Origin of the sequence: Bradyrhizobium sp. STM 3561, assembly GCF_045571455.1 — a bacterium.
GTDB lineage: Bacteria > Pseudomonadota > Alphaproteobacteria > Rhizobiales > Xanthobacteraceae > Bradyrhizobium > Bradyrhizobium vignae.
Map to the genome: position 1 here is coordinate 4,481,011 of NZ_CP120695.1, position 22,982 is coordinate 4,503,992.

Consider the following 22,982-nt stretch of genomic DNA (forward strand, 5'->3'; position numbering starts at 1 on the left):
TGTTTTGATCGCACGGCGGCGCATGGCACACCGGCGCCACCGCACTGGATTTCCCGGGAACCAGCCCCATATGCAGGCTTTCCCACCCCGAGCCCGCATCATGCAACCCAAAAATCCTCTCGACTGGATGCTCTCCGAAGCCCTGGACTCGCTGACCCGCGCCGATCGGCTGCGTCAGCAGTTCGGCCGCCAGGAAGCCTGCTGGGAGCCGCCGATCGACGTGCTCGAGACCGAGCGTGAGCTCCTGATCCTGGTCGCGCTTCCCGGCGTCAATCCGGACAATGTCGAGACCGTCATCCATGACGGCGTTCTCATCATCTCCGGTCAGCGCACCCTCCCGCCGGAGCTTCGCAACGCCCGCATCCACCGGCTCGAGCTGCCGCAGGGCCGCTTCGAGCGGCGCATCGCGCTGCCCCTTGGCCGCTACGCCATCAGCCGCTTCGTGATGGACGGCTGCGTCGCACTGCGCCTCGCCAAATCCTGAGGTCGATCATGGCCACCGAACAGATGAACAACGAACAGACCAATAACGACGTGAAGATCCCCGACGACGCGCTGATCATCGTCCCCGTGCGCGAGATGGTGCTGTTCCCCGGCGCCATCGCGCCGATCACGATCGGCCGGGCGAAGTCCATCGCCGCCGCGCAGCAGGCGCTGCGCGAACAGCGGCCGATCGGCATTGTCCTGCAACGCAGCCCCGAGACCAATGACCCCGGGGCGGACGACCTCTATCGGGTCGCGACCATCGCCAACATCGTGCGGTACATCACCGCGCCCGACGGTACCCACCACATCGTCTGCCAGGGCGTGCAGCGCGCGCGCATCCTCGACTTCCTGCCGGGGACGCCGTTCCCGGCCGCGCGTTTCCAGCAGATCCCCGAGCCGACCACGACCTCGCCCGAGATCGAGGCGCGCGCGCTGAACCTGCAGCGCCAGGCCATCGAGGCGATCGAGCTGTTGCCGCAGGCGCCGCCCGAGCTGGCGGCGATGTTCCAAGGCACCAGCGCGCCCGGCGCGCTGGCGGATCTCGCAACCTCGTTCATGGACATCAAGCCGCAGGACAAGCAGGAGGTGCTGGAGACCATCGACCTCGCTCTGCGCGTCGAGAAGGTCTCGAAGCACCTGGCCGAGCGGCTGGAAGTGCTGCGCATCAGCAAGGAGATCGGCCAGCAGACCCGCGCCAGCTTCGACGAGCGGCAGCGCGAGGCGATCCTGCGCGAGCAGATGGCGACCATCCAGCGCCAGCTCGGCGAAGGCGACGGCAAGGCGGCGGAGGTCACCGAGCTGACGGCTGCGATCGCCAAGGCCAAGATGCCGCCGGAGGCGGAGGCGCATGCCAAGAAGGAGCTGCGCCGCTACGAGCGCATGCCGGAAGCCGCCGGCGAAGCCGGCATGGTCCGCACCTATCTGGACTGGCTGATCGAATTGCCCTGGGCGCTGCCCGAGGAGAAGCCGATCGACATCAAGGAGGCGCGCGCCATCCTGGATGCCGACCATTTTGGCCTGGAGAAGATCAAGAGCCGGATCATCGAATATCTGGCGGTGCGCAAGCTCGCCCCGCAGGGCAAGGCCCCGATCCTGTGCTTCGTCGGCCCGCCCGGCGTCGGCAAGACCTCGCTCGGCCAGTCCATCGCGCGCGCGATGGGGCGCCCGTTCGTGCGCGTCAGCCTCGGCGGCGTGCATGATGAGGCCGAGATCCGCGGCCATCGGCGCACCTATATCGGCGCGCTGCCCGGCAACATCATCCAGGGCATCAAGAAGGCGGGTGCCCGGAACTGCGTCATGATGCTGGACGAGATCGACAAGATGGGCCGTGGCGTGCAGGGCGATCCCTCTGCCGCCATGCTGGAGGTGCTCGACCCCGAGCAGAACGGGACGTTCCGGGACAATTACCTCGGCGTGCCCTTCGACCTGTCGCGCGTGGTGTTCATCGCGACCGCGAACATGCTGGACCAGATCCCGGGTCCGCTCTTGGACCGCATGGAGCTGATCAGCCTCGCCGGCTACACCGAGGACGAGAAGCTGGAGATCGCGCGGCGCTATCTGGTGCGGCGGCAGCTCGAGGCCAATGGCCTGACCGCCGAGCAGGCCGAGATCGAGCCGGAGGCGCTGAAGCTGATCGTCAAGGGCTACACCCGCGAGGCCGGCGTGCGTAACCTCGAGCGCGAGATCGGCAAGGTGTTCCGCCATGCCGCGGTGCAGGTCGCCGAAGGCACTGCCACGAAGGTCGTGGTGACGCCGAAGGACATCGCCACCGTCCTCGGGCAGCCGCGCTTCGAAGGCGAGATCGCACTGCGCACCAGCGTTCCCGGGGTCGCCACCGGCCTTGCCTGGACGCCGGTCGGCGGCGACATCCTGTTCATCGAGGCAACGCGCGTGCCCGGCAAGGGCGGTCTGATCCTGACCGGTCAGCTCGGCGACGTCATGCGCGAGAGCGTGCAGGCTGCGATGACGCTGGTGAAGAGCAAAGCCACGCAGCTCGGCATCGATCCGCAAGCGTTCGAGAAGAGCGACATCCACGTTCACGTCCCCGCGGGCGCGACCCCGAAGGACGGGCCGAGCGCGGGCGTCGCGATGTTCACGGCGCTGACCTCCCTGCTCACCAATCGCACGGTGCGCAGCGACACCGCCATGACCGGCGAGATCTCGCTGCGCGGCCTGGTGCTGCCCGTCGGCGGCATCAAGGAGAAGGTGGTGGCTGCGGCGGCTGCCGGCTTGAAGCGGGTGATGCTGCCGGCGCGCAACAAGCGGGACTATGACGACATCCCGAAGAGCGCGCGGGACGAGCTCGAATTCATCTGGCTGGAGCGCGTCGACGAGGCGATCGCCTCGGCGCTCGAGGCTGAAGCCAAGATCGAAGCGGCGGAGTGAAGGCGATGAAGAAACTGCTGGAGAAAGCGAAGAGATCGCGGAGGACGCAGCGGCTGCGCCAGTTGCTCGATCGCGCGATCGACCGGGTTCGCGACACGCTCGCGGCGCCTGAGCCGCGGCTTCAGCCGGTCCCGGTCCGCGTGAAGCGCCGCAAGGGTTGAGCCCTCCGTCTCAGGCCCTCGCGGCTGCCCCAAACAAAAGGCTCCCTCCTTCGAGGGAGCCTTTGCGTTGTCAGGACACGGCGTCCTTGGCGGCCTTGACCGGGCGGGCGCGGACGATCTTCCGGGCCGGCTTGGCCTTGAACATCATCTCTTCACCCGTGAACGGGTTGGTGCCCTTGCGCGCCTTGGTCGCGGGCTTCTTGATGACCACGAACTTGGCGAAGCCCGGCACCAGGAACAGGCCGTTCTTCTTGAGCTCCTTGTGGCCGACGTCGGTCAGCGTCTCCATGACGTTCTTGACGTCACGCTTGGAAAGCTCGGTGGCGGTCGCAATCTTCTCGATCAACTGCGATTTGGACATTTGGGTTGGCATCGTGTCTCCTCTGATTCGTTGCCGGTTGCATATTAGACCAACCGTTGAAGGCCTATAGCCTTCTGCACAGTTTTGTCGCGATTTTACGGGCTTTTCTGGCCCCCTGTGGCAAAAAACCCTGCTTTTTAGCGACTTTCGGAGCGAAAGAAGCCTCGGGCAGCGGTTTTTGCCTTGTTTCAAAGGCCCGCACGCCATCTTGCTAAAGCTGATTCGCTGCTTTCGACAAGCGACGACCGGCTCCTTTGGACAGGGAGGGGGCCGTTTCACCCTGGAAAACAAGGGTTGGATCGCACCGCAGCTGCGACCTCTCCCCGCAAGCGGGAAGAGGTGAGGACGAGCTAGACGCGCTCGATGATGATGGCCGGCGCCATGCCGCCGGCGGCGCACATGGTGACGAGACCACGCTTCAGGTCGCGCCGTTCGAGCTCGTCGAGCACGGTGCCGATCAGGATCGAGCCGGTGGCGCCGATGGGATGGCCAAGCGCGATCGAGCCGCCATTGACGTTGACCCTGGCGCGGTCGAGCTTGAGGTCTCGGATATATTTTTCCGCCACCACCGCAAAGGCCTCGTTGATCTCGAACAGGTCGATGTCATCGATGGTGAGACCCGCCTTCGCCAGCACCTTGCGCGTCGCCGGCACCGGCGCGTTCAGCATCAAGGTCGGCGAATCCCCCATGTTGGCCATCGCGACCACGCGAGCGCGCGGCTTCAGGCCATGCGCCCTGGCGTAAGCGGGCGAGGCCAGCAGGATCGCGGCGGCGCCGTCGACGACGCCTGACGAGTTGCCGGCGTGATGCACGAAGTCGATCTTCAGGTCGGGGTATTTCTGCAGGATCAGGCCGCGATAAGTCGTGCCCTTGTCGTCGAGCGCGTAGTCGGCGATGGCCGGAAACGCCGGCTTCAGGCTGCTGAGGCCTTCCATCGTGGTTTGCGGCCGCGGATACTCCTCGTGATCGAGCGCCAGGCTGCCGTCCTCGCGGTGGACCGGCACGAGGCTCTTCTTGAAGTGGCCGTTCGCGATCGCATGCGCCGCGCGCTTCTGGCTCTCCAGCCCGAGCGCGTCGACGTCCTGCCGGGTGATGCCTTCCAGCGTCGCGATCGCGTCGGCGCAGACGCCCTGATGCGACTGCGGATGCTTGGCCCGCAGGCGCAGATTGCCGCCGTCCATCATCATCGGACCGCCGCCGCGGCGTCCCTCCATAGACATCATCTCGCAGCCGCCGGCGATGACGAGGTCTTCGGCGCCCGCCATGATCGAGCTTGCGGCCATGTTGACGCTGGTGATGCCGCTGCCGCAGAAGCGGTCGAGCGTCACCGCGCTGGCGCGCACGTCGTAGCCGGCATCGAGCGCCGACATGCGGCCGAGATCGCCGCTTTGCGTTGCGACCTGCGCGCTGCAGCCCCAGACGATGTCGTCGACATCGGCGGTGTCGATGCCGGTGCGATCGGCGAGCGCGCGCAGCACGGTTGCCCCGAGCTGCTGCGGATGAATGCCCGAGAGGGCTCCCTTGCCGGCCTTGCCGATGCCCCGCGGGGTCCGGCAGGCATCGATGATCAGTGCGTCAGGCATGGGCGTCGTCCTCTTGTGATGAGCGTTGCGGGCGGTTTTGAATCAGGGGGACAGGCGAGTCAATGCGCAGCGCCTCCTTCGCCTCTCCCCGCAAGCGGGAGGGGCGAAGGCAATCACACCCCCGCCGCGTTGTTCGCGATCACGTTGCGGTAGAAGCTGGCGCTGAGCTTTGGCGTGCGGACCTGGGTGTCGAAATTGACGTGGTACAGCCCAAAACGCTTGTTGAGGCCATACACCCACTCGAAATTGTCCATCAGGCTCCAGAGAAAATAGCCGCGCACCGGCACGCCCTCACTTGTGGCACGCTGGAGCTGGGCGAGATAGTTGCGCAAATACATGATGCGGTCGGTGTCGTAGATCCTGCCGTCGGGTCTCACCACGTCGTCGCCGGATGCTCCGTTCTCGCTGATATAGATCGCATCCGTCTTCCAGATCTTTGCCGCCAGCTTCGGCACCCAGTAGATCGTCTCGGGCCCGACACGCAGCCAGTCCGAATTCATGTGCGGGAACGATTTCGGGATCGGCAGCGGCATGAAGCCCGCGCCCTGGTCGGAGGCCACCACATAGTTCTGCGGCGAGTAGATGTTGAGGCCGAGGAAATCGATCGGCGAGGAAATGATCTTGAGCTCCGCATCGGTGAATTTCGGCGCGTTGGGCCCGGCATATTTCAGGAAGGCGTCGGTATAGCCGCCGGTCATGATGACGTTGAGATAGCCGGCATTCATCTCGCGCAGCGCGATCTCCGCGGCGCGAACGTTTTCCGGGGTGTCGATCGCGGGCGCGCAGGCGTCGATGTTCTCGGCCGGCCCCACCCTGGTGCCGCGGCCGCCATGGGCGCGCACCGCCTGCACCGCGAGCCCATGCGCCAGCGCGCTGTTGTGCCTGATCTGGTTGACCTCGGCCTGCGGCAGCGTCAGGCCCGGCGCGTCGATGCCGATGCCGTAGCCGAAATAGACGAAGCGGCCGCTCTCGTTCAACGTGAACACGTTTTTGACGCGGTCGGTCAGATGCTCGGCGACATAGGCCGCATAGTCACCGAAGATCTTGCAGGTCTCCGTCGAACGCCAACCGCCGAAGCGATCCTCAAGCGATTGCGGCAGGTCCCAATGATAGAGCGTCAGCCACGGCTCGATGCCGTTCTTCAGGAGTTCGTCGACGAGACGATTGTAGAAGTCGAGCCCCTTCGGGTTGGGCTTGCCGTCGCCGTCCGGAAACACCCGCGGCCAGGCCACCGAGAAGCGATAGGCCCTGCAGCCGAGTTCCTTGACGAGCGCGATGTCCTCCTTGTAGCGGTGATAGTGCTCATTGGCGCGGTCGCCGGTGGTGCCGTCCTCGATCTTGCCGGGAATGCGCACGAACTTGTCCCAGATCGACGCCCCTCGCCCGTCCTCGTTGACCGCGCCCTCCACCTGATAGGACGAGGTCGCGGTGCCCCAGACAAAGCCCGCCGGAAAGCCGCCTCCATTGCGCGGCGGGGCTGCCGGCTTGGCTTCGGCAGCCTCGAGCGCACCAGCCATCGCAGCTGCGGACAACCCCGCGATTTTCGCAAGCTGGCGACGCGAGACCTTGTCCGACATTGATGCTGCCTCCGAAACGATCGTTGCGGCGGCACAATGGCGGGTCGCGGACCATTTGAGAAGCGGCCTTTGGGGATGCCGCATGCAGAATTGCGGGACCCGAGGGCGCGACATATGCGAGCGGCCCCCAGGGGAGTGCCGGCCTCGCGCTCAGCGCGAGCGCTTCGGCAATTTCGGCAGCTTGCGGGGATTGAACGCTGGCACCGGCTCGGTTCGCTCACGTGCCGGCGGCTGCTGTTCCGTCAGAATGAGCGTGCCATGGAGGATCATTCCCGGCACCTGTAGTGCCGTCGCGGTGTAGCTCGCGATCTTGCCGGGGCAGTACCCTTCGATGTCGAGCGTGAGCTCATCTTCAACGCCGAAGACCGTTGCCCGCCCATCGGTATGACGCTTCGTCGATACGGTCGCCGTGAAGCGGTCGCCATCGACCTTGCAGACGCCGTGATAGGTCATCAGGCTGTCGCGGCCCCAAATCTGGCCGTCTGCGACATGGACGATCCCGGTACCCTGGTCGAGCGGCGTCTTGTACCACGCCGCGTAGGTGCCGTCCTTCAGTATGGGAGCAGTCTCCCCTGGTATTGCGACGCCGATAATTGGCATCTTAGCGCCAAGAAACGGTTAATGACCCGCCCCGTGCCAATCCGCTCTTTCCTTGCGCAGCTCGGCCTCGAGCTCCTCGATGATGCTGTGAAGCAGATGCGCGGCAAGCGGGTCGGTCACTTCGCGTTCCAAATGCCGGTAACGCGCGATCAGGAATTCCTGCTCTCTCAACTGGCGTTCTGTCATCAGACGGCCCTCCGACACATCGACGCGGAGAGGACCGAGCAGTTTCGTTAAACTTTTCAGATCATTTGCTATGGTTTCTGATTGGTTAAGAGGGCCGCGCGCGCTTCGCTCGCGGGGCCGGGACGATGGCTCATCATCCCTCGTTGACCGGGATGATGGGGCTGTCCACCGAGCAGGCTGAAGCCGTCAAGCAGGAGGAGCGCGGAAAAATCCCGCTCGCCCGACGCGGCGATCCCGACGAGATCGCGGATTGGATCGTGCAGTTCGCGAGCCCTGTCTCTCGATGGGTAACGGGACAGGTTCTCGCAGTGGATGGCGGCCTCGGACTGATCTAGCACTACTTTGGCAGATTGTGTTTTCGCCGCTGTTTTTCACGGATTTGCCTTCGGCAATATGGGCAATGCTGAGACGGCGGCCGAAGGATAAGATCAACGATGGCGTGACGTACGGCTGGCATGGTTGGCTGAGGCGGAGGCCCGTAGATTCTTTTTTTTCCGCCCCGCGTGTGCGAGGCGACGATGTTGCAGGAAGGCGTAGGCAATCATTGTCATCAGGGCGTGGCGATGAAGACCTTGCCATGATCGCCCTTCGAAGTGATCAAGTCCAAGTTCCTCCTTCAACTGCTGATGCGCCTGCTCACAAATCCACCGTGCCTTGATGGTGGCGGCCAGCGTGCGCAGATCCGTCGCCGCCGGAAGATTGGCCAGATAGTATTTCTTCTCCCCGGACGCACGTTGCTCGCCAATGAGCCAGGCTTCGTCGCCTGGGAGATGCTGCTGACCTTTATCCCATATCCGCTGCGGAGGGCCGTCGGCGGTCCGGACACGGACCGCAGCAAATTGGGCTTTAAGCCGACCTTTCGTCCCGCTACGCCAACTCACGGTTTTCCATTTGGCGCCGGCCAGCATTTGCTCGGCCGCAATTGATAAGATATCGGGCACGTGGTGCTTTCGTGGTTTGCCGCGGGCTTTGGTAATCGGCCAAATGAGCTTCACATCGACCGGATACACTTTCAGGTGCCGCGGGATGCCGACAGCCCAGACCAGCCCGCGCTCTGTTAGCCCTTGTCGAAACGGTGCGCTGAGGCCGTATCCTGCATCCGCCAGCACATATCCAAAGCGCACGTTGGCTGCTATCGCGCGGTCAATCTCGGCCAAAGCAATCTCCGGCTTGGACCGTGGCGTTCGATGTTCGACTGGCACGCGAGCGCGCTTCAAACGAGATTCGTCGCTTGTCCAACTGTCAGGCAGAAAGAGACGTAACGCGACCATCACGGGTACTTCGCCGCGCGCAAGCGTCAAAGACACCAGTGTTTGGCAATTTGCCGTTTTACCGAGAGCCGAGGCGTATTGAGCCGCAACACCGACCGAGCGCTCACCCTTCTTGGGAAGTGAGGTGTCATCAATAACCAGCACCGCATCCCTGCCGCCGACAAGTCGGTCCGCCTGGTTGAGCAACTCTGTCTCCAGCGGCGTCGCGTCCCAGACACCGTCCGCAATGAAATGGTGCAACTGGTCGTAGGTGCTGGTGGCAAGGCGTTCCGCCATCGGCTGAACGCTCTTACGATCGCCGGGACCGATCAATCCCGCACCATACAGAGGACACATCCGCTGCCGGGTCTTATGACCCAGTCGGTCCAAGAACGGCATCAGCCAGCGTTCGAGTTCGTCTTCCCATCCCGGCATGGTCAGCCCTCCAAGAGCCGACCACCCATGAATCATTGAAAAATTGATTCGGGAATCCTATAAAACGCGCCAAAATCAACAATCTGCCAAAGTAGTGCTAGGGTCCGGACTCAATTGATCCACCAAGTAACGGCGGCGACCAAGAGGATGGCCGAGAGGAAGTTGTCGGCTCGCTTGTCGTAGCGGGTCGCAATCCGCCTGAAGTCCTTGAGGCGGCAAAACATGCGTTCGATGAGATTGCGTCCTTTGTAGGCCTTCACGTCGTACCGGTGCGGATGCTTGCGAGTTGGGTTGGGCGGAATTACTGCCTTTGTTCCGCGCTCGGCCAACCACTCACGCAGGCTATTGGCGTCATAGGCCCTGTCAGCAAGCAATCGTCGAGCAGGTGAGACGGCAGGCAGCAGATCGCGCGCCGCCGTGAGGTCATGGCAGTTGCCAGGCGTGATCACGAAGGCGATCGGACGTCCATAATCCTCGGTCAGCGCGTGGATTTTGGTGGTGCGTCCGCCTCGCGAGCGGCCGACCGCCTGCTGGAAGTCCCCCCTTTTGCGCCCGCCGCCGAGGGGTGGGCTTTGATGTGGGTCGCGTCGATGGACATTGTCCCGACCCGGCCGGTTGAGCCAGTCAAGGCGTAGAAAATATTGCCCACACGCCTTGGCGGCTCCAGCGATTGAAGCGGTTATAGATGGTCGTGTAGGGGCCGTAATCTGCCGGGCAGTCTCGCCAGCGTGCGCCCGATCGCAGCATGTGGAGGATCCCGCTGATCACGCGTCGGTCATCCACGCGATGGGCGCCGCGCCGCCCACGTGGCAACAGCGGTTCAATCCGCTTCCACTCCGCCTCACTCAGCCAATATAGCTTTTGCCCCATCAAGCCCCCCTTCGACTCGGAGGTCTTGAATCACAACTCCGCCTCAGCGGGAATCCCTATTGAGTACAGACCCTAGAGCGCGACGAGATCCAGATGAATCATCGTCCGCTTCAACTCGCTGTTTGAGCATGATCTCATGCTCAGCTTCCGTGCGAAGTGTTGACGCTTTCGAGCCGGTCTAGAACGTCACCCGCATCCCCGCATAGAACGCGCGCGGCCTTGCCGGGCTCAGCGAGCGCGGATCGGCGAAGTCATTGCCGCCGTTGGTGAAGTTGGGCAAGGCCTCGCGATCGAAGAACCGTCCGTAGGTCGCGTAGCGCTTATCGAAGACGTTGTCGACGCGGCCGTAGAGCTGGATGTTCTTCGTCACCTGATAGGAGGTGTGGAGATTGAACACCGTATAGGACGGTAGCTTCGCGAACTGGTTGGACTCGTCGCCGACGAGATATTGGCTGGAGACGAACAGCGCGTTGCCGCCGACCTTCCAGATGTCGGTCACGGCGTAGTCGATGCCGATCTTGACGCGGTGGCGGGGGATGGCCGGGAGCTGATTGCCGGGCGAGACGTGGATGTGACCGTTGGCGTCAGCAAACAGGCTGTCGGAGCCGATGGTCAGCGCGTCGAGAAAACGTGCGTCGAGGAAGGCGTAGCTCGCCTGGAACTGGAGCGTCGGCGACTTGATGCTGACCTCGGCTTCGAGCCCCTGCCGCCGCGTCCGGCCCACATTGGCGAAATAGCCAAATCCAGTCCGGTCCGGAACAGGAACGGCAGCGATGTCGTCGTAATTGGTGGCGCGGAAGCCGCCGACCTTCCAGCCGAGGGTGCCGATGTTCAGCTCCTTGGTGCCGCGCAGGCCCGCCTCCACGGTCTTGGATACGACCTGTTTCAGTGGTGGATCGGAGACGAGAAACGCTGCAATGAGGCAAGGACGGACCGGATCGGAGCACCCGAGCTCCAGCGGCGTCGGCACGCGATTGGCCTCGGAATAGCCGGCATAGGCGGTCAGCTCCGGCGTGATCTTGTAGGTGCCGCCGATGACCGGATTGAAGCGGGTGAAGGTGTGATCACCGTTGAGATCGGTGCCGAGCTGATCCTCGAGCGTGATGCGCGCTACGTTGAAGCGGCCGCCGCCGGTGATGGCGAAAGCATCCGTGACGTTGAACGTATCCATCGCATAGAGGCCGTTATACTGGTTGATGGTCCGCAGCGAGACAGGGCCGGCAACCTCTGGCGTGCCGGTCGCTCCTAGGAACACGCCGCTGCCGCTGACGACGTAATTTTCTCCGATCGAGCCGATTTCGGCGGTCGCGTCGTAGCGCGTGACGCTGGCATCATAGCTCGCGCCCATCACGAAGCGGTTGTCGTGCCCGAACAGTTGATCGGTGTTGGTGGCCTGCCCCGACACGCCGAAGCTGGTCGACCGTATCGAGCTGCGGTCGATCTCGCCGAGGATCGTTCCCGGCGCAAAGGGATTGGCGAGCTGCACGCCGTTCGTGCCGTTCGCGGGCGTGGTATCATTGCCGAAGCAGAGCAGCGTTGGATCCGCACCGCATTGCTGCACGTCGGTCGGATTGCCGTCGACCAGCTTCTGCTCGTATCTGCGCAGATGCGCAGTGCCTTCCAGCGTCCAGGTCGGCGTCGCATCGACCTTTCCGGTGAAATTGAGATAACCGACGCGGTTGCTCGTGGTCTGCGGCGTCGTGTAGGTCGCGCCCCAATATTTGTCGAGAAGCTCGGCCGGTACGGTAGCGCTGGCACCGAAATCGTTCTTGGCCACGCCCATATTGGCGTGGAATTCGCTGTCGCCGGCCTTGTAGGCGACATCGCCGTAGAAGCGCCGCACCGTCGATTGGGAAAAATTGCGGAAGCCGTCGTCGCGCAGTCCTTCGAGCGCGGCATAGACGCCGTAGTTCTTGTCGACCTGCTTGCCCCATTGCGCCGAGCCCTGGATGCGGCCGAACGAGCCGCCCATCACGTCGAGCTCCGCGCCCTGATAGGTGAAGCCGTCCTTCATTTGCAGGTTGAGGGCGCCACCGAGGGCGTTGAGGCCGAAGGCCGGGTTGTTGGTCACCAGCGTCACCGACCTGATCGCGGCGGTGGGGATCAGGTCCCAATTGACGGCGTCCGAGAAGGCTTCGTTGATGCGGACGCCGTTCTGGTACACGGCAAGGCCCTGCGGCGTGCCCGTCACGGGCGAGACGACGAAACCGCGGAATTCGACATTCGGCTGGAACGGATTGCCGGTGACTTCGCTGATGTTGACGCCGGCGATGTTGTCGCGCAGGGCATCTGTGACGTTCAGCGAACCGGTACGCTTGATCTGATTGGCATCGACCGCGTTGATCGCCGATGCGACCTTGTCGACATCGATACCCCTGCCCGTACCCGGCGAGGTCGGATAGACGTAGATACGTGTCCTCGGGCTGGCGGACGACGGCGCCCCGACGCGCGCGACCGGTCGCGGCGCCGCGGTACGCCTCGCTGGCGAAGGAGGCGGCGCAGTGACCTCGACCGGCGGCAGGTTCTGGACATTGGTCTCTTCATCCTGCGCGGCCTCGGCGGGACCGGCGAGAACCAGCCCGGTCGAAACCGAAGCGACCAACAAACGACGCTTGAACCGAAGACGCTCGCCCATCCTGCCTTCCCAACCCGTCACCACCGGCCGATTTGATTTTCCCCGTTTGGTCGAGAGGAGTGTAATCGGGGGCCGTTCGCGCGCCAGCCATAAAAGGTCGGGCAATATCCGCACCCGTTTTCCCGACCAAATCGGGAATTTTTCCCGATCGCTTCGGGCGCGGTCAGGGGGATGCCGTCGGAATCAGCGCCTCGACGGTCAGGCCCCCGTCACCGGAGACGACGTTGAGCGTGCCGCCCAGCGCCAGGATCCGCTCGCGCATCCCGACGAGGCCGAAGCCGAGCTTCTGGCCCGGCTCCATGCCGCGGCCATTGTCGCTGACCCGCACCCGGGCGCAGCCGCGGCCATCGTCCGATGCCTGCGCCACCGGCTCGATGACGACATTGACCGAGGTCGCGCCGGCGTGGCGGAATACATTGGTGAGCGCCTCCTGCACGATGCGATAGATGGTGAGATCGGCGGTCTCGCCGGTTGCGCCCAGCGCCGGCGAGATCACGGTCTCGATCGCGACGTCGGGGTGCGACTCCCGCCACAGCCGCGACAGCGATTCCAGCGCCTGGCGCAGCCCGAGCTCGGCAAGGCCCACGGGCCGAAGGCGCTCCAGCACGCGGCGATTGAACTGCTGGAGTGCATTGATCTGCTCCAGCATGGCGCTGCCATGTTTTCGCACGGCATCCGCACTCGGCGCGCGTCCGTCCGCCTGCTTCGCCAGCGCGCTCGCATGTGCGCGCAGCGAGAACAAGTAAGGCCCGAACTCGTCATGGAGCTCGCGTGCGATCTCCTTGCGCTCGATGTCCTGAAGCGACACCGCACGCTCGGCAAGGCGTCGCTTGTCCTCGACCGCCTCGTGAAGCGTCGCGGCAAGGTGGTTGAGCTTGGTGCAGATCGCGCCGAGTTCCGGCGCGCCGCCCGGCGCGACACGGGCCTCGTAATGTCCGCCTTCGAGCTTCCCCATTGCCTCCGCCAGCGACTGCAGCGGTGCCAGCGCCCGGCCGACCACTGTCATCATCAGGAAAAACAGCGCGAGCGCGATCACCGAGCCAACCTCGAGCTGGGTCACGATGCCGTCCCAGATCTCCGCGATCTCGTCATCGGGATGCGCGGTGATCACGAGCGAGCCGGGCTTGCCATGGATCGAGACGGGCACGCTGACCGCGGCCTGCTCGGGATGAACCAGGCTGACGAACCAGGCCGGCGGACCGCGCGTGTCGGCATCGGGCCGCGGCGGCGTCAGCGGGTTCCCGCCGGAATCGTGAAGCGCGATGCTGACATGGCGCAGGCGGCTGAGATCGCGCGCGATCTGGTTCAGCTTCGCATCGGGGTCGGGCGCCTCGTTCAGGTCCGCCACGATCATCTCGATGAACTCGCGCGCAAGGCGGATCACGCTCTGGTCCTCGGCCTGCACGCGGGGACCTGCTTCCGCGACCTGGCGGCCGATATTGACGGCGAGCCCCAGCGCCAGCAGCAGCGCCAGCAAGAGGTTGATGCGTCCGCGCAAGGATAGATTTTGCCACATTGGTATCGCCTGTGCCTCGCGAAGAATGCCCGCGCCTGTCCGATGACGTTGACAGAGACGAAGCGCCCGATATCTAATCGGAAGCGTACAGCAATCCCGGCCGGGTTGCATGAGGCCACATGAGACACGCGCATCTCACCTGGTAGCCTCATGCGGCGCAGAACAGGCCATCCTATCAGGGGAACGGGCTGTCGCGAGGAACGCCCTATGCGCATTCTGATCGTCGACGATCATCCCATCGTCGCCTCCGGCTGCCGTGCCGTGTTGGCCGACGAAGGCGAGATCGAGATCTTGGAGGCGGCCGACGCCGAAGACGGCGAGAGCGTCTTCATCGTCGAACGCCCCGACCTCTGCATCATCGACATCAACCTGCCGACCGTCTCCGGCTTCGAGCTCGCGCGCCGCATCCTCGAGCGCGCGCCCGAGGCCCGCATCATCATGTTCAGCATGAACGACGACCCCGCCTTCGCCGCGCGCGCGATCGAGTGCGGCGCAAAGGGGTATGTCTCCAAGACCGGCGATCCCGACGATCTCGTCGAGGCGATCCGCGCCGTCGGGGGCGGCGGGACTTACCTTCCCACCGCGATCGCGCGCAGCATCGCCTTTGCCGGACCCGCGCTGGCGCAAAGCCCGCTGTCGAAGCTGAACGCGCGCGAGATGGAGATCTTGCGGTTGCTGAGTGCCGGAAAGAGCCTGTCGGAGATCGCCTGGCTGGTGCAATCGTCCTACAAGACGGTGGCCAATACCTCGTCCATCATGCGCCAGAAGCTCGGGGTGAAGACTTCGGTCGAGCTGGTGCGGCTGGCGATCGACAGCGGCGTCGCCTGACGACACGAGCCGCCACGAATTCGGTCACACAAGAGTTGCAATCTTGATGTGGTGAGATGCCACGGAGTTTTCAGGCATGACGATCCAGACTGTCTCGACCAATAAATCCTATGGCGGCGTACAGGGCGTGTATCGCCATGCGAGCCAGGCGACCGGAACCGACATGGTGTTCTCGGTCTATGTCCCGCCGCATGCCGATGGCGCCAAGTTGCCCGTGGTCTGGTACCTCTCCGGGCTCACCTGCACGCATGCCAACGTCACCGAGAAGGGCGAATTCCGCAAAGCCTGCGCCGAGCTCGGCCTGATCTTCGTCGCGCCCGACACCTCACCGCGCGGGCCCAACGTGCCGGGCGATGCCAACAACGCCTATGATTTTGGTCTCGGCGCCGGCTTCTATGTCGACGCCACCCAGGAGCCTTTCGCGCGTAACTATCGCATGTGGAGCTACGTGACGGACGAATTGCCCAAGCTGGTGGCGGAGAATTTTCCGGTCGATGCCAAGCGACAATCGGTGATGGGGCACTCGATGGGCGGCCACGGCGCGCTGACCGTGGCACTGCGCAACCCGCATCGCTACCGCGCGGCCAGCGCGTTCGCGCCGATCGTGGCGCCCTCGCTCGTGCCGTGGGGCATCAAGGCGCTGACCGGCTATCTCGGGCCGAACAAGGACGCCTGGCGCAATCACGACACCGTGGCGCTGATCGAGGACGGCGCGAAATTCTCCGGCTTCCTGGTCGACGTCGGCGAGGCCGACAATTTCCTGAAGGAACAGCTCAAGCCGGAGCTGCTCGAAGCCGCCTGCGCAAAGGCGGGCATCCCGCTGACGCTGCGGCGGCAGGCCGGCTACGACCACAGCTACTATTTCATCTCGACGTTCATGAGCGATCACCTGCACTGGCACGCGGCAAGATTGACGGCGTGATTCTCTTCTTCCTCGCCCCGCTTGCGGGGAGAGGCGAAGACCTCACGGCTTGCCGTAGTTCGGCGCCAGCAAGCGGTTGCGGATGAGATAGCTCATCGTGCGTGACCAGGATTCATCGGTGTTGCCGCGCATGTCGGCGCTGGCGGCCGTGATCATGTTGCCGGTCTTCACGTCGCGCAAATAGACGTTGAGATTGATGATCAGGTTCGAGACTTTTTGCACGAGGCCGGTGATTTCCAAATCGGCGCCGAGCTGCCCGGCGAGCTTGAGGTCGCAGCCGCCGCAGGCCTGCAAGTTCGCGTGACGGGCGGCATCCCGTACCGGGGCGATGTCGAGTACCTGGAACCGGCCCGAATCTGCCAATTCCTTGCGCAGCTGCTCGCTGATGCGCTCGAGCCGCCCCTGCTCGGGCTTGGAGCCGTAGAACTCGCCGGGCAGGCTGGTGTCGATCAGCTCGAAATCGAACACCGCGAGTTTCGGCGGATCGGCGAGCGCGGCCGAGCGCATCCACAACAGAGCGGCGAGACATATCAATGCTCGCATGATCTTGATTCCCGGCCTCGCGCGCGCGGAGACGAAATGCGGGGTTGCATGCCCTGACAAATTGGTCATGCTTGAAGCAGAGACAATTCTTCACCGGCGGTCAAGCCGGGGAGATCGTCTGGAGGAAACATGATCCGATGGTTGGCCGGCCTGATCGGCTTTGGTCTTGCCGCGACGAGCGCGCTCGCGGCCGAGCCCGTCACGATCGGCGTCGGCTATCTCGGGGTCGCCGCTGCCCGATCGACGCTGTCGCTGGTCGAGCAGCCCGCGGAGAATGACGGCGTCGCCGGCGCGCGCCTCGCCATCGAGGACAACAACACCACCGGAAAATTCACAGACCAGCGGTTTACGCTGGAGGAACGCCGCATCAAGGAAGGTGAGGACGCGGTACAGGCAGCGACCGCGCTTGCCGAGAAAAACGGCTTCATCATCGCCGACCTGCCGGCCGATGCGCTGCTGAAGGTCTCGGATGCCCTGCGCGACCGCGGCACGCTGCTGTTCAACGTCGGCGCGATCGACGAACGGCTGCGCGAGACCGATTGCCGCGCCAACGTCATCCATACCGCCCCGACCCGCGCAATGCTGGCGGATGCGCTCGGCCAATACCTGGTGTGGAAGAAGTGGTCGCGCTGGCTGCTGGTGGTCGGCTCCCATGACGAGGACAAGCTGTTCGCCGATGCGCTGAGGCGCACCGCGACGCGGTTCGGCGCCAAGATCGTGCAGGAGCGCACGTTCGAAGATAAGGGCGGCGCTCGCCGCACCGACTCGGGCGTCACGCTGATCCAGCGCCAGATGCCGGTGTTCACGCAGCAGGCGCCGGCCTATGACGTGCTGGTCGTCGCCGACGAGAGCGAGGTATTCGGTGCGTACCTGCCCTATCGCACCTGGGATCCGCGCCCGGTCGCGGGCTCGGCCGGCCTGGTGCCGCGCAGCTGGGACGCATCTCAGGACCAGTGGGGCGCGATCCAGATGCAGAACCGCTTCATCAAGCTGAACTCGCGGCGCATGACCGCGCTCGACATGCAGGCCTGGACCGCGGTGCGCATGATCGGCGAAGCCACCTCGCGCACCAATTCCGGCGACGTGAAGAAGGTGGCCGACTTCGTCAAGGGCCCGGATTTCTCCGTCGCGGCCTTCAAGGGCACGCGGCTGACGCTGCGCGACTGGAATCTGCAGCTGCGCCAGCCCATCCTGCTGGTGGACGGCCGCATGGTCGTGTCGGTGTCGCCGCAGGAAGGATTCTTGCATCAGGTCTCCGAGCTCGACACGCTCGGCTACGATCGTCCGGAGAGCAAATGCAAGTTGAAGTGAGCGATTTGAGATGAGTTCGAGCTGGCACCGCGACGACGCTGCGCCCCCTCCCCCGCCTGCGGTGAAACAAGCCCGCGAGCAGTTTCAACGAATCGAAGAGCAAGCTCCCTTGCATACGCAGATATTGCGCCTATCACTGTTCGCTGCACTGGCACTGGCCGTGGCACCTGCACATGCGTTCATCGCCTATGTGTCGAACGAGAAGAGCAACACAGTGTCCGTGATCGATACCGACAGCTGGACCGTGACCAAGACCATCAAGGTCGGCCAGCGTCCGCGCGGCATCGAGTTCACGCGTGACGGCAAGTTCGTGATGGTGGCGGTCGGCGACGACGACACCATCCAGCTGATCGACGCCAAGACGCAAAGCGTGGTCGACAGTCTGCCCTCCGGGCCCGACCCCGAATTGTTCGCGCAAGATGCCGCCGGCAAGATCCTCTATGTCGCCAACGAGAACGACAACACGGTCACCGTGATCGACCTCGAGAAGCGCGCGCGCCTCGGCGACATCCAGGTCGGCGTCGAACCCGAGGGCATGACCATCAGCCCGGACGGCAAGACGCTGATCAACACGTCCGAAACCACCAACATGGCGCATTTCATCGATACCAGCTCGCGCCAGATCGTCGCCAACGTGCTGGTCGATGCGCGGCCGCGCTTTGCCGAGTTCAAGCACGACAGCTCGGAGCTCTGGGTGTCCTCGGAGATCGGCGGCACCGTCTCTATCATCGACCCCGGGAAGCACGAGGTGATCGGCAAGGTCACGTTCGAGATTCCGGGCCTGCGGAAAGAAGCGATCCAGCCGGTCGGCATCGGCATGACCAAGGACGACAAGACCGCTTTCATCGCGCTCGGCCCTGCCAACCGCATCGCCGTGGTCGACGTCGCGACGCGCAAGGTGACGAAATATCTCCTGGTCGGGCAGCGGGTCTGGCACATGGCGTTCACGCCCGATGAGAAATATCTGCTCACCACCAACGGCGTATCGAACGACGTGTCCGTGATCGACGTCGCCGCGCAAAAGGTGATCAAGACCATTCAGGTGGGCGAACTGCCCTGGGGGATCACGATCGCGCCATGACCAGCCCTGTCCCCATCACTGAGCCACGCGAGGCGCCAGGATCGCATCCGGCCACCGTGCCTGCACTGTCGATCGACGGCATCAGCCATTCTTACGGCCCGCGGCGCGCGTTGATGGAGGTGTCTTTCAATGTGCAGCCCGCAAGCTTCGCCGCGTTGCTCGGGCTCAACGGTGCCGGCAAGAGCACGCTGTTCTCGCTGATCACGCGCCTGTTCGGCATCCAGTCCGGCCGTGTTTCCATCTTCGGCCATGACGTCAGCAAGAGTCCCGGCGAAGCGCTGCGGCTGCTCGGGGTCGTGTTCCAGCCGCGCACGCTCGATCTCGATCTGTCGCTGACGCAGAACCTGCTCTATCACGCCGCGCTGCACGGCATCAGCCGCCGCGAGGCCGCCGCGCGCAGTGCCGAGCTGCTCGGCCGCATCGGCCTTTCCGAGCGCGCAGGCAGCAAGGTGCGCGACCTCTCGGGCGGGCAGATGCGGCGGCTGGAGATCGCCCGCGCGCTATTGCACCGGCCGCGGCTGCTGTTGCTCGACGAGCCGACCGTCGGCCTCGATGTCAAGGCGCGCGCCGACATCATCAGCCATGTCCGCCAGCTCGTGACCGAACAAGGCATCGGCGTGCTCTGGGCCACGCATCTGTTCGACGAGATCCTGCCCGGTGACGATCTCGTGGTGCTGCACCAGGGCAAGGTGCTGGCACAGGGGCCGATGAGCCGCGTCATCGCAGAGGCCGGCGCGCAGGACGTCAACACCGCCTTCATGCGTCTGACCGGCACGCAAACGATGCCGGGAGGTGGCGCATGAGCAGCATCACCACGCGCGAGGCGCCGCGCGGCTTCTCTGGCGCCGAGTACCTGACCTGCCTCATCGGCATCGTCTGGCGCGAGGGACTGCGCTTCCTGCATCAGCGCGAGCGCTTCGTCTCGGCGCTGGTGCGACCACTGGTGTGGCTGTTCATCTTCGCCGCCGGCTTCCGCCAGGTGCTAGGCATCTCCATCATCCCGCCCTACGAGACCTACATCCTCTACGAGGTCTACATCGCGCCCGGGCTGATGGCGATGATCCAGCTCTTCAACGGCATGCAGTCCTCGCTGTCGATGGTCTATGACCGCGAGATGGGCAATATGCGCACGCTGCTGGTGAGCCCGCTGCCGCGCGGTTTCCTCTTGTTCTGCAAGCTGCTTGCGGGAACCACGGTGTCGCTGCTCCAGGTCTATGCGTTCCTCTTCATCGCCTGGTTCTGGGACATCACCCCGCCGCCATCGGGCTATCTCACCGTGCTGCCGGCGCTGATCCTGTCGGGGTTGATGCTGGGCTCGCTCGGCATGCTGATCTCCTCCGGCATCAAGCAGCTGGAAAGCTTCGCCGGCGTGATGAACTTCGTGATCTTCCCGATGTTCTTCGCTTCCTCCGCGCTCTACCCGCTCTGGCGGGTGCAGGAGGGCAGCCCCTATCTCTACTATGTCTGCGAGGCCAATCCGTTCACCCATGCGGTCGAGCTGATCCGCTTCGCACTTTATGGGCAGATCAACTGGATCTCGCTGGCGGTGGTCGCGATCTGCACAATCGTCTTCATGATCGGCGCGATTTTGGCCTATGATCCCTCGCGCGGGCTGGCGCGACGCGGGCCTGCGGGAGGCGAAGGATGAAGGTTCGGGTTCTGGCGGCGGCTGTTCTGGCGTTCGCTGTTGCGAGCGCGGCGGCGCGCGCGGCCGACCCGCGCTACCCCGACTGGCCGTGCACACAGGCAAAAGTGCCGGAGATCTCGCTCGCGGCGGTCTGGGCCGGACCGCCGCTCGGCGACGCCGAGGCCAAGTGGAAAGACGACGCCAGGATCAGCGCGCTGGTGGCAAAACTGTCGGCACGCAAGACGCCCCTCGAGGAAGCCGAGAAATCGGTGAAGGAATTTCTGGCGGCTTCCGGCAGCGACAAGGCGATGAACGCAAAGCTCCTGTTCGCCGGCCTGTTCGACACGCTCAACGCCCAGCGCTCGCAGGTCATGAGCGGGCTCGAACGCGTCAGCCGCAAGCAACGCGATGCCGCCGACAAGATCCGCGAGGAGACGCTCGAGCTCCAAGCGCTCCAGGGCGCCACGCCACGCGACGACGCCAAGGTCGAGGCGCTCAGCAACGAGCTGATCTGGAAGACCCGAATTTTCGAGGACCGCCACAAAGTGGTGCGCTTCGTCTGCGAAGTTCCAACCGCGATCGACCAGCGGCTGTTCGCGCTCGGACGCGTGATCCAGCAGGAAATGGAATAGCGTCGGTCGCGCCGATGGCCCGCGGCGGGTTCCCGCGATCGCCACGGGATCGTTAGCTCTTTTGCGGCGCTATCTGCCGGAACCAAATCGATCCAGGATAGCTTGTCGAAATGAACTCCAGACGTCGGGAGGTCTCGATGGGAACAAAAATATTCGTCTTCGCGGGCGCTGCAGCGCTCAGCATGCTCGCAACGAGCGCCCTTGCTGACGATATGACCGGGATGATCACGCGGATCGATCGGCTCAACGGCACGATCTCGATCCAGCAGACACAGAAAGGCACGGTCGGCGCCAGCGCAGGCAGCGCCGGCGCGCTCCAGGAGTACAAGGCGAAGGATGCCGCGATGCTGGACGCCGTCCATGCCGGCGACAGCGTGACGTATTCGGCGACCGAGACCAACGGCACAGGGACGCTGACCAAGCTGCAGAAGCAGAAGCCGTAGCACTGTCTCTGCCTCTCCCGCTTGCAGGGACAGGCAGAGCACCTTCGCCCAATCGTTACTGGTCCGGGCGGGGCTCCGGGTGCGCTTCCTCGGTCGGAAGTTTTGCTTCCTCCCAGCCGTCGGTGCCATCACGATACCAGGCGACATTGGAATAGCCGGACGCCAATGCACGCTTGGCGGCGTTCCAGGACATCCAGCAGTCGGCCAGACAATAGATCACCAGCAGCGCGGCCTTGTCGCCGCGGGAGGCGCGCGCGAGGCCACGCTGGAGATAATCGTCCATGGCGGATGGCAGCGTGCCGTAGCCGGTGTCGGGCAGCCAGATGCTGCCCGGAATGTTCCTGCGCGGCGCGTCGCGCCACACCGTGCCGGCAGGAAGGTTCTTCGGTTTCGGCGGGCGCGGCATCACGTCGACGAAGGCGCCGCTGTTCGCGCGCCAGATCGTCTCCGCCTCCTCCGTCGTGAGCACGCGCGCGCCAGCGAGCGTCGCCGGCACTGGCGCGCGATAATTGTCGGTGCGATAGCCCTCGGGCTCGAACGGCTCCCGCTGCTGCCCAAATGCCGGCGCCGCCAGGATGGCGGCAGCCAGCGCAGCGGCAACAGGCCATCTCACGGCGTCTTCTTGGCCGTCTCCGCGCCGAGCGGCCGATCACTCTCATCCAGCAGCGGCACGCCGAAATCGAGCAGGATCTTGTTGATCTCGCCCTGGTTCTCCTGGATCAGCTTGTTCAATTGCCGCTTCCAGTTCTGGTCGGCAGGGCGCACGCCCATGCCGATGCGATAGACCAGCTTCGGGCCGGTGGTTTCTTTCACCAGCGGCGTGACGTGAAGCGAAGAACCGGCCTTCTTCGCATAGTAGCCGGCCATCGGTCCCCACAATACGCCGGCATCGATCTTTCCGGCGACGAGGTCATCGATCATCGCCTGCGCCGAATTGTCGAAGCGCGTGTCGATCATCAACGGATAGGGCTTGGCGTCGCCCATCAGGCCGGCCAACGCCATGTTGGTCGCCGGCGGCGTGCCGGCGACGATGCCGATGTGCCTGCCCTTCAGGCGCGCGTCCTCCAGCGTGTCGACATCCTCGAGCCCGCTGCCGACCTTCGCGACCAGCGCATAGGTCGTGCGGTAATAGGGATTGGTGCCCTGCACGAGATCGTCACCTTGCGGGAAGCCCATGATGACGTCGCAGCGATGGGCGCCCAGCGTCATCCGCACGAAACCGGTGGCCTGCGGAAAGAAGACGTAGTCGAGCTTCTTCTGCAGCTTGTCCGCCAGGAATTCGGCGAGCTTGTTCTCGAACCCCTCGCCCTTCTCGTTGGAGAACGGCAGGTTGCGCGGATCGGCGCAGACGCGCAGCACCTTGGGATCGACCAGCTCGAATGAGAGGTCGCCGGTTTCGTTGGTCTGCGCGCTGGCGACACCGCCGAACGCACAGGATGCAACCACGACCCACAGCGAAAACATCCAGCGACGATGTCGTCCGGCCTGCGTCATCGCGCTTCCTCCTCGTTTTGGTTGAATGTTATCCATGCAACGCATGACGCGCCATG

Annotated in this window: 23 protein-coding genes and 1 pseudogene; 12 read left to right on the forward strand and 12 right to left on the reverse strand. The window is 64.3% G+C overall.

Annotated elements, in window-relative coordinates; genetic code table 11:
- Nucleotides 1-100: 100 nt before the first annotated feature.
- From P6U28_RS21350 to P6U28_RS21360, 3 genes are read left to right on the forward strand one after another with little or no spacing between them, the layout of a single operon-like run.
- On the forward strand, nucleotides 101-484 hold the full coding sequence (locus P6U28_RS21350; protein ID WP_027574581.1) for an Hsp20/alpha crystallin family protein: 384 nt from the start codon (nucleotides 101-103) through the stop codon (nucleotides 482-484).
- Nucleotides 485-492: 8 nt separating this feature from the next.
- A complete protein-coding gene (gene lon / locus P6U28_RS21355) occupies nucleotides 493-2,871 on the forward strand; it encodes an endopeptidase La (RefSeq protein WP_407119789.1) in 2,379 nt (792 codons plus the stop codon).
- Nucleotides 2,868-3,032, forward strand: a complete 165-nt coding sequence (locus P6U28_RS21360; RefSeq protein WP_160118809.1) for a hypothetical protein — start codon at nucleotides 2,868-2,870, stop codon at nucleotides 3,030-3,032. Before lon ends, P6U28_RS21360 begins: the two co-directional genes overlap by 4 nt.
- A 70-nt stretch (nucleotides 3,033-3,102) precedes the next feature.
- Here the strand turns inward: P6U28_RS21360 and P6U28_RS21365 are convergent, their stop codons facing one another.
- The 5 genes from P6U28_RS21365 to P6U28_RS21385 form a co-directional block, all read right to left on the reverse strand.
- Nucleotides 3,103-3,405 carry an HU family DNA-binding protein gene (locus P6U28_RS21365; RefSeq protein ID WP_027574583.1) on the reverse strand — a complete coding sequence of 101 codons (303 nt, stop codon included), beginning with the start codon at nucleotides 3,403-3,405 and terminating at the stop codon, nucleotides 3,103-3,105.
- Nucleotides 3,406-3,743: 338 nt separating this feature from the next.
- Entirely contained in the window at nucleotides 3,744-4,976 is a 1,233-nt protein-coding gene (locus P6U28_RS21370) for an acetyl-CoA C-acetyltransferase (protein WP_407119790.1), read from the reverse strand.
- A 113-nt stretch (nucleotides 4,977-5,089) separates the two neighbouring features.
- Complete coding sequence (locus P6U28_RS21375) at nucleotides 5,090-6,553, reverse strand: GH1 family beta-glucosidase (protein WP_407119791.1); 1,464 nt, start codon at nucleotides 6,551-6,553, stop codon at nucleotides 5,090-5,092.
- Between the two features lie 150 nt (nucleotides 6,554-6,703).
- Nucleotides 6,704-7,111, reverse strand: a complete 408-nt coding sequence (locus P6U28_RS21380; RefSeq protein WP_407123092.1) for a hypothetical protein — start codon at nucleotides 7,109-7,111, stop codon at nucleotides 6,704-6,706.
- Between the two features lie 60 nt (nucleotides 7,112-7,171).
- The gene (locus P6U28_RS21385) at nucleotides 7,172-7,339 is read right to left on the reverse strand and encodes a hypothetical protein (RefSeq protein ID WP_164937028.1); all 168 of its coding nucleotides are present in this window, start codon (nucleotides 7,337-7,339) and stop codon (nucleotides 7,172-7,174) included.
- A gap of 125 nt (nucleotides 7,340-7,464) precedes the next feature.
- On the opposite strand from P6U28_RS21385, the gene P6U28_RS21390 reads away from it, so the two are divergent.
- Entirely contained in the window at nucleotides 7,465-7,674 is a 210-nt protein-coding gene (locus tag P6U28_RS21390; RefSeq protein WP_407119792.1) for an SDR family oxidoreductase, read from the forward strand.
- 93 nt (nucleotides 7,675-7,767) lie between these two features.
- Here the strand turns inward: P6U28_RS21390 and P6U28_RS21395 are convergent, their stop codons facing one another.
- From P6U28_RS21395 to P6U28_RS21410, 4 genes and pseudogenes are all read right to left on the reverse strand, one after another.
- Entirely contained in the window at nucleotides 7,768-9,060 is a 1,293-nt protein-coding gene (locus P6U28_RS21395; protein ID WP_407119793.1) for an IS701 family transposase, read from the reverse strand.
- A gap of 74 nt (nucleotides 9,061-9,134) precedes the next feature.
- Nucleotides 9,135-9,894, reverse strand: a pseudogene (locus tag P6U28_RS21400) (IS5 family transposase).
- Nucleotides 9,895-10,072: 178 nt separating this feature from the next.
- Nucleotides 10,073-12,529 carry a TonB-dependent receptor gene (locus P6U28_RS21405; protein ID WP_407119794.1) on the reverse strand — a complete coding sequence of 819 codons (2,457 nt, stop codon included), beginning with the start codon at nucleotides 12,527-12,529 and terminating at the stop codon, nucleotides 10,073-10,075.
- A 163-nt stretch (nucleotides 12,530-12,692) separates the two neighbouring features.
- Nucleotides 12,693-14,045, reverse strand: a complete 1,353-nt coding sequence (locus P6U28_RS21410; RefSeq protein ID WP_122402200.1) for a histidine kinase — start codon at nucleotides 14,043-14,045, stop codon at nucleotides 12,693-12,695.
- Nucleotides 14,046-14,252: 207 nt separating this feature from the next.
- On the opposite strand from P6U28_RS21410, the gene P6U28_RS21415 reads away from it, so the two are divergent.
- Entirely contained in the window at nucleotides 14,253-14,873 is a 621-nt protein-coding gene (locus P6U28_RS21415; protein ID WP_407119795.1) for a response regulator, read from the forward strand.
- 76 nt (nucleotides 14,874-14,949) lie between these two features.
- Nucleotides 14,950-15,795, forward strand: a complete 846-nt coding sequence (fghA, locus tag P6U28_RS21420) for an S-formylglutathione hydrolase (protein WP_407119796.1) — start codon at nucleotides 14,950-14,952, stop codon at nucleotides 15,793-15,795.
- A 42-nt stretch (nucleotides 15,796-15,837) separates the two neighbouring features.
- Here the strand turns inward: fghA and P6U28_RS21425 are convergent, their stop codons facing one another.
- Complete coding sequence (locus P6U28_RS21425; protein WP_407119797.1) at nucleotides 15,838-16,407, reverse strand: DUF3280 domain-containing protein; 570 nt, start codon at nucleotides 16,405-16,407, stop codon at nucleotides 15,838-15,840.
- A 60-nt stretch (nucleotides 16,408-16,467) separates the two neighbouring features.
- On the opposite strand from P6U28_RS21425, the gene P6U28_RS21430 reads away from it, so the two are divergent.
- From P6U28_RS21430 to P6U28_RS21455, 6 genes are all read left to right on the forward strand, one after another.
- On the forward strand, nucleotides 16,468-17,649 hold the full coding sequence (locus P6U28_RS21430; protein ID WP_407119798.1) for an ABC transporter substrate-binding protein: 1,182 nt from the start codon (nucleotides 16,468-16,470) through the stop codon (nucleotides 17,647-17,649).
- A 136-nt stretch (nucleotides 17,650-17,785) separates the two neighbouring features.
- On the forward strand, nucleotides 17,786-18,730 hold the full coding sequence (locus P6U28_RS21435; RefSeq protein ID WP_164937034.1) for a YVTN family beta-propeller repeat protein: 945 nt from the start codon (nucleotides 17,786-17,788) through the stop codon (nucleotides 18,728-18,730).
- On the forward strand, nucleotides 18,727-19,533 hold the full coding sequence (locus P6U28_RS21440) for an ABC transporter ATP-binding protein (protein WP_407119799.1): 807 nt from the start codon (nucleotides 18,727-18,729) through the stop codon (nucleotides 19,531-19,533). The genes P6U28_RS21435 and P6U28_RS21440 overlap by 4 nt, the downstream gene beginning before the upstream one ends.
- The gene (locus tag P6U28_RS21445; protein WP_407119800.1) at nucleotides 19,530-20,378 is read left to right on the forward strand and encodes an ABC transporter permease; all 849 of its coding nucleotides are present in this window, start codon (nucleotides 19,530-19,532) and stop codon (nucleotides 20,376-20,378) included. Before P6U28_RS21440 ends, P6U28_RS21445 begins: the two co-directional genes overlap by 4 nt.
- Nucleotides 20,375-20,989 (forward strand): hypothetical protein, encoded by a 615-nt coding sequence (locus P6U28_RS21450; RefSeq protein WP_407119801.1) that lies wholly within the window; start codon nucleotides 20,375-20,377, stop codon nucleotides 20,987-20,989. Before P6U28_RS21445 ends, P6U28_RS21450 begins: the two co-directional genes overlap by 4 nt.
- A gap of 137 nt (nucleotides 20,990-21,126) precedes the next feature.
- Nucleotides 21,127-21,432 carry a copper-binding protein gene (locus P6U28_RS21455; RefSeq protein WP_129144501.1) on the forward strand — a complete coding sequence of 102 codons (306 nt, stop codon included), beginning with the start codon at nucleotides 21,127-21,129 and terminating at the stop codon, nucleotides 21,430-21,432.
- A gap of 55 nt (nucleotides 21,433-21,487) precedes the next feature.
- Here the strand turns inward: P6U28_RS21455 and P6U28_RS21460 are convergent, their stop codons facing one another.
- A complete protein-coding gene (locus P6U28_RS21460; RefSeq protein WP_407119802.1) occupies nucleotides 21,488-22,045 on the reverse strand; it encodes a PQQ-dependent catabolism-associated CXXCW motif protein in 558 nt (185 codons plus the stop codon).
- Nucleotides 22,042-22,926, reverse strand: a complete 885-nt coding sequence (locus P6U28_RS21465; protein ID WP_122402190.1) for a substrate-binding domain-containing protein — start codon at nucleotides 22,924-22,926, stop codon at nucleotides 22,042-22,044. Before P6U28_RS21465 ends, P6U28_RS21460 begins: the two co-directional genes overlap by 4 nt.
- Nucleotides 22,927-22,982: the final 56 nt, after the last annotated feature.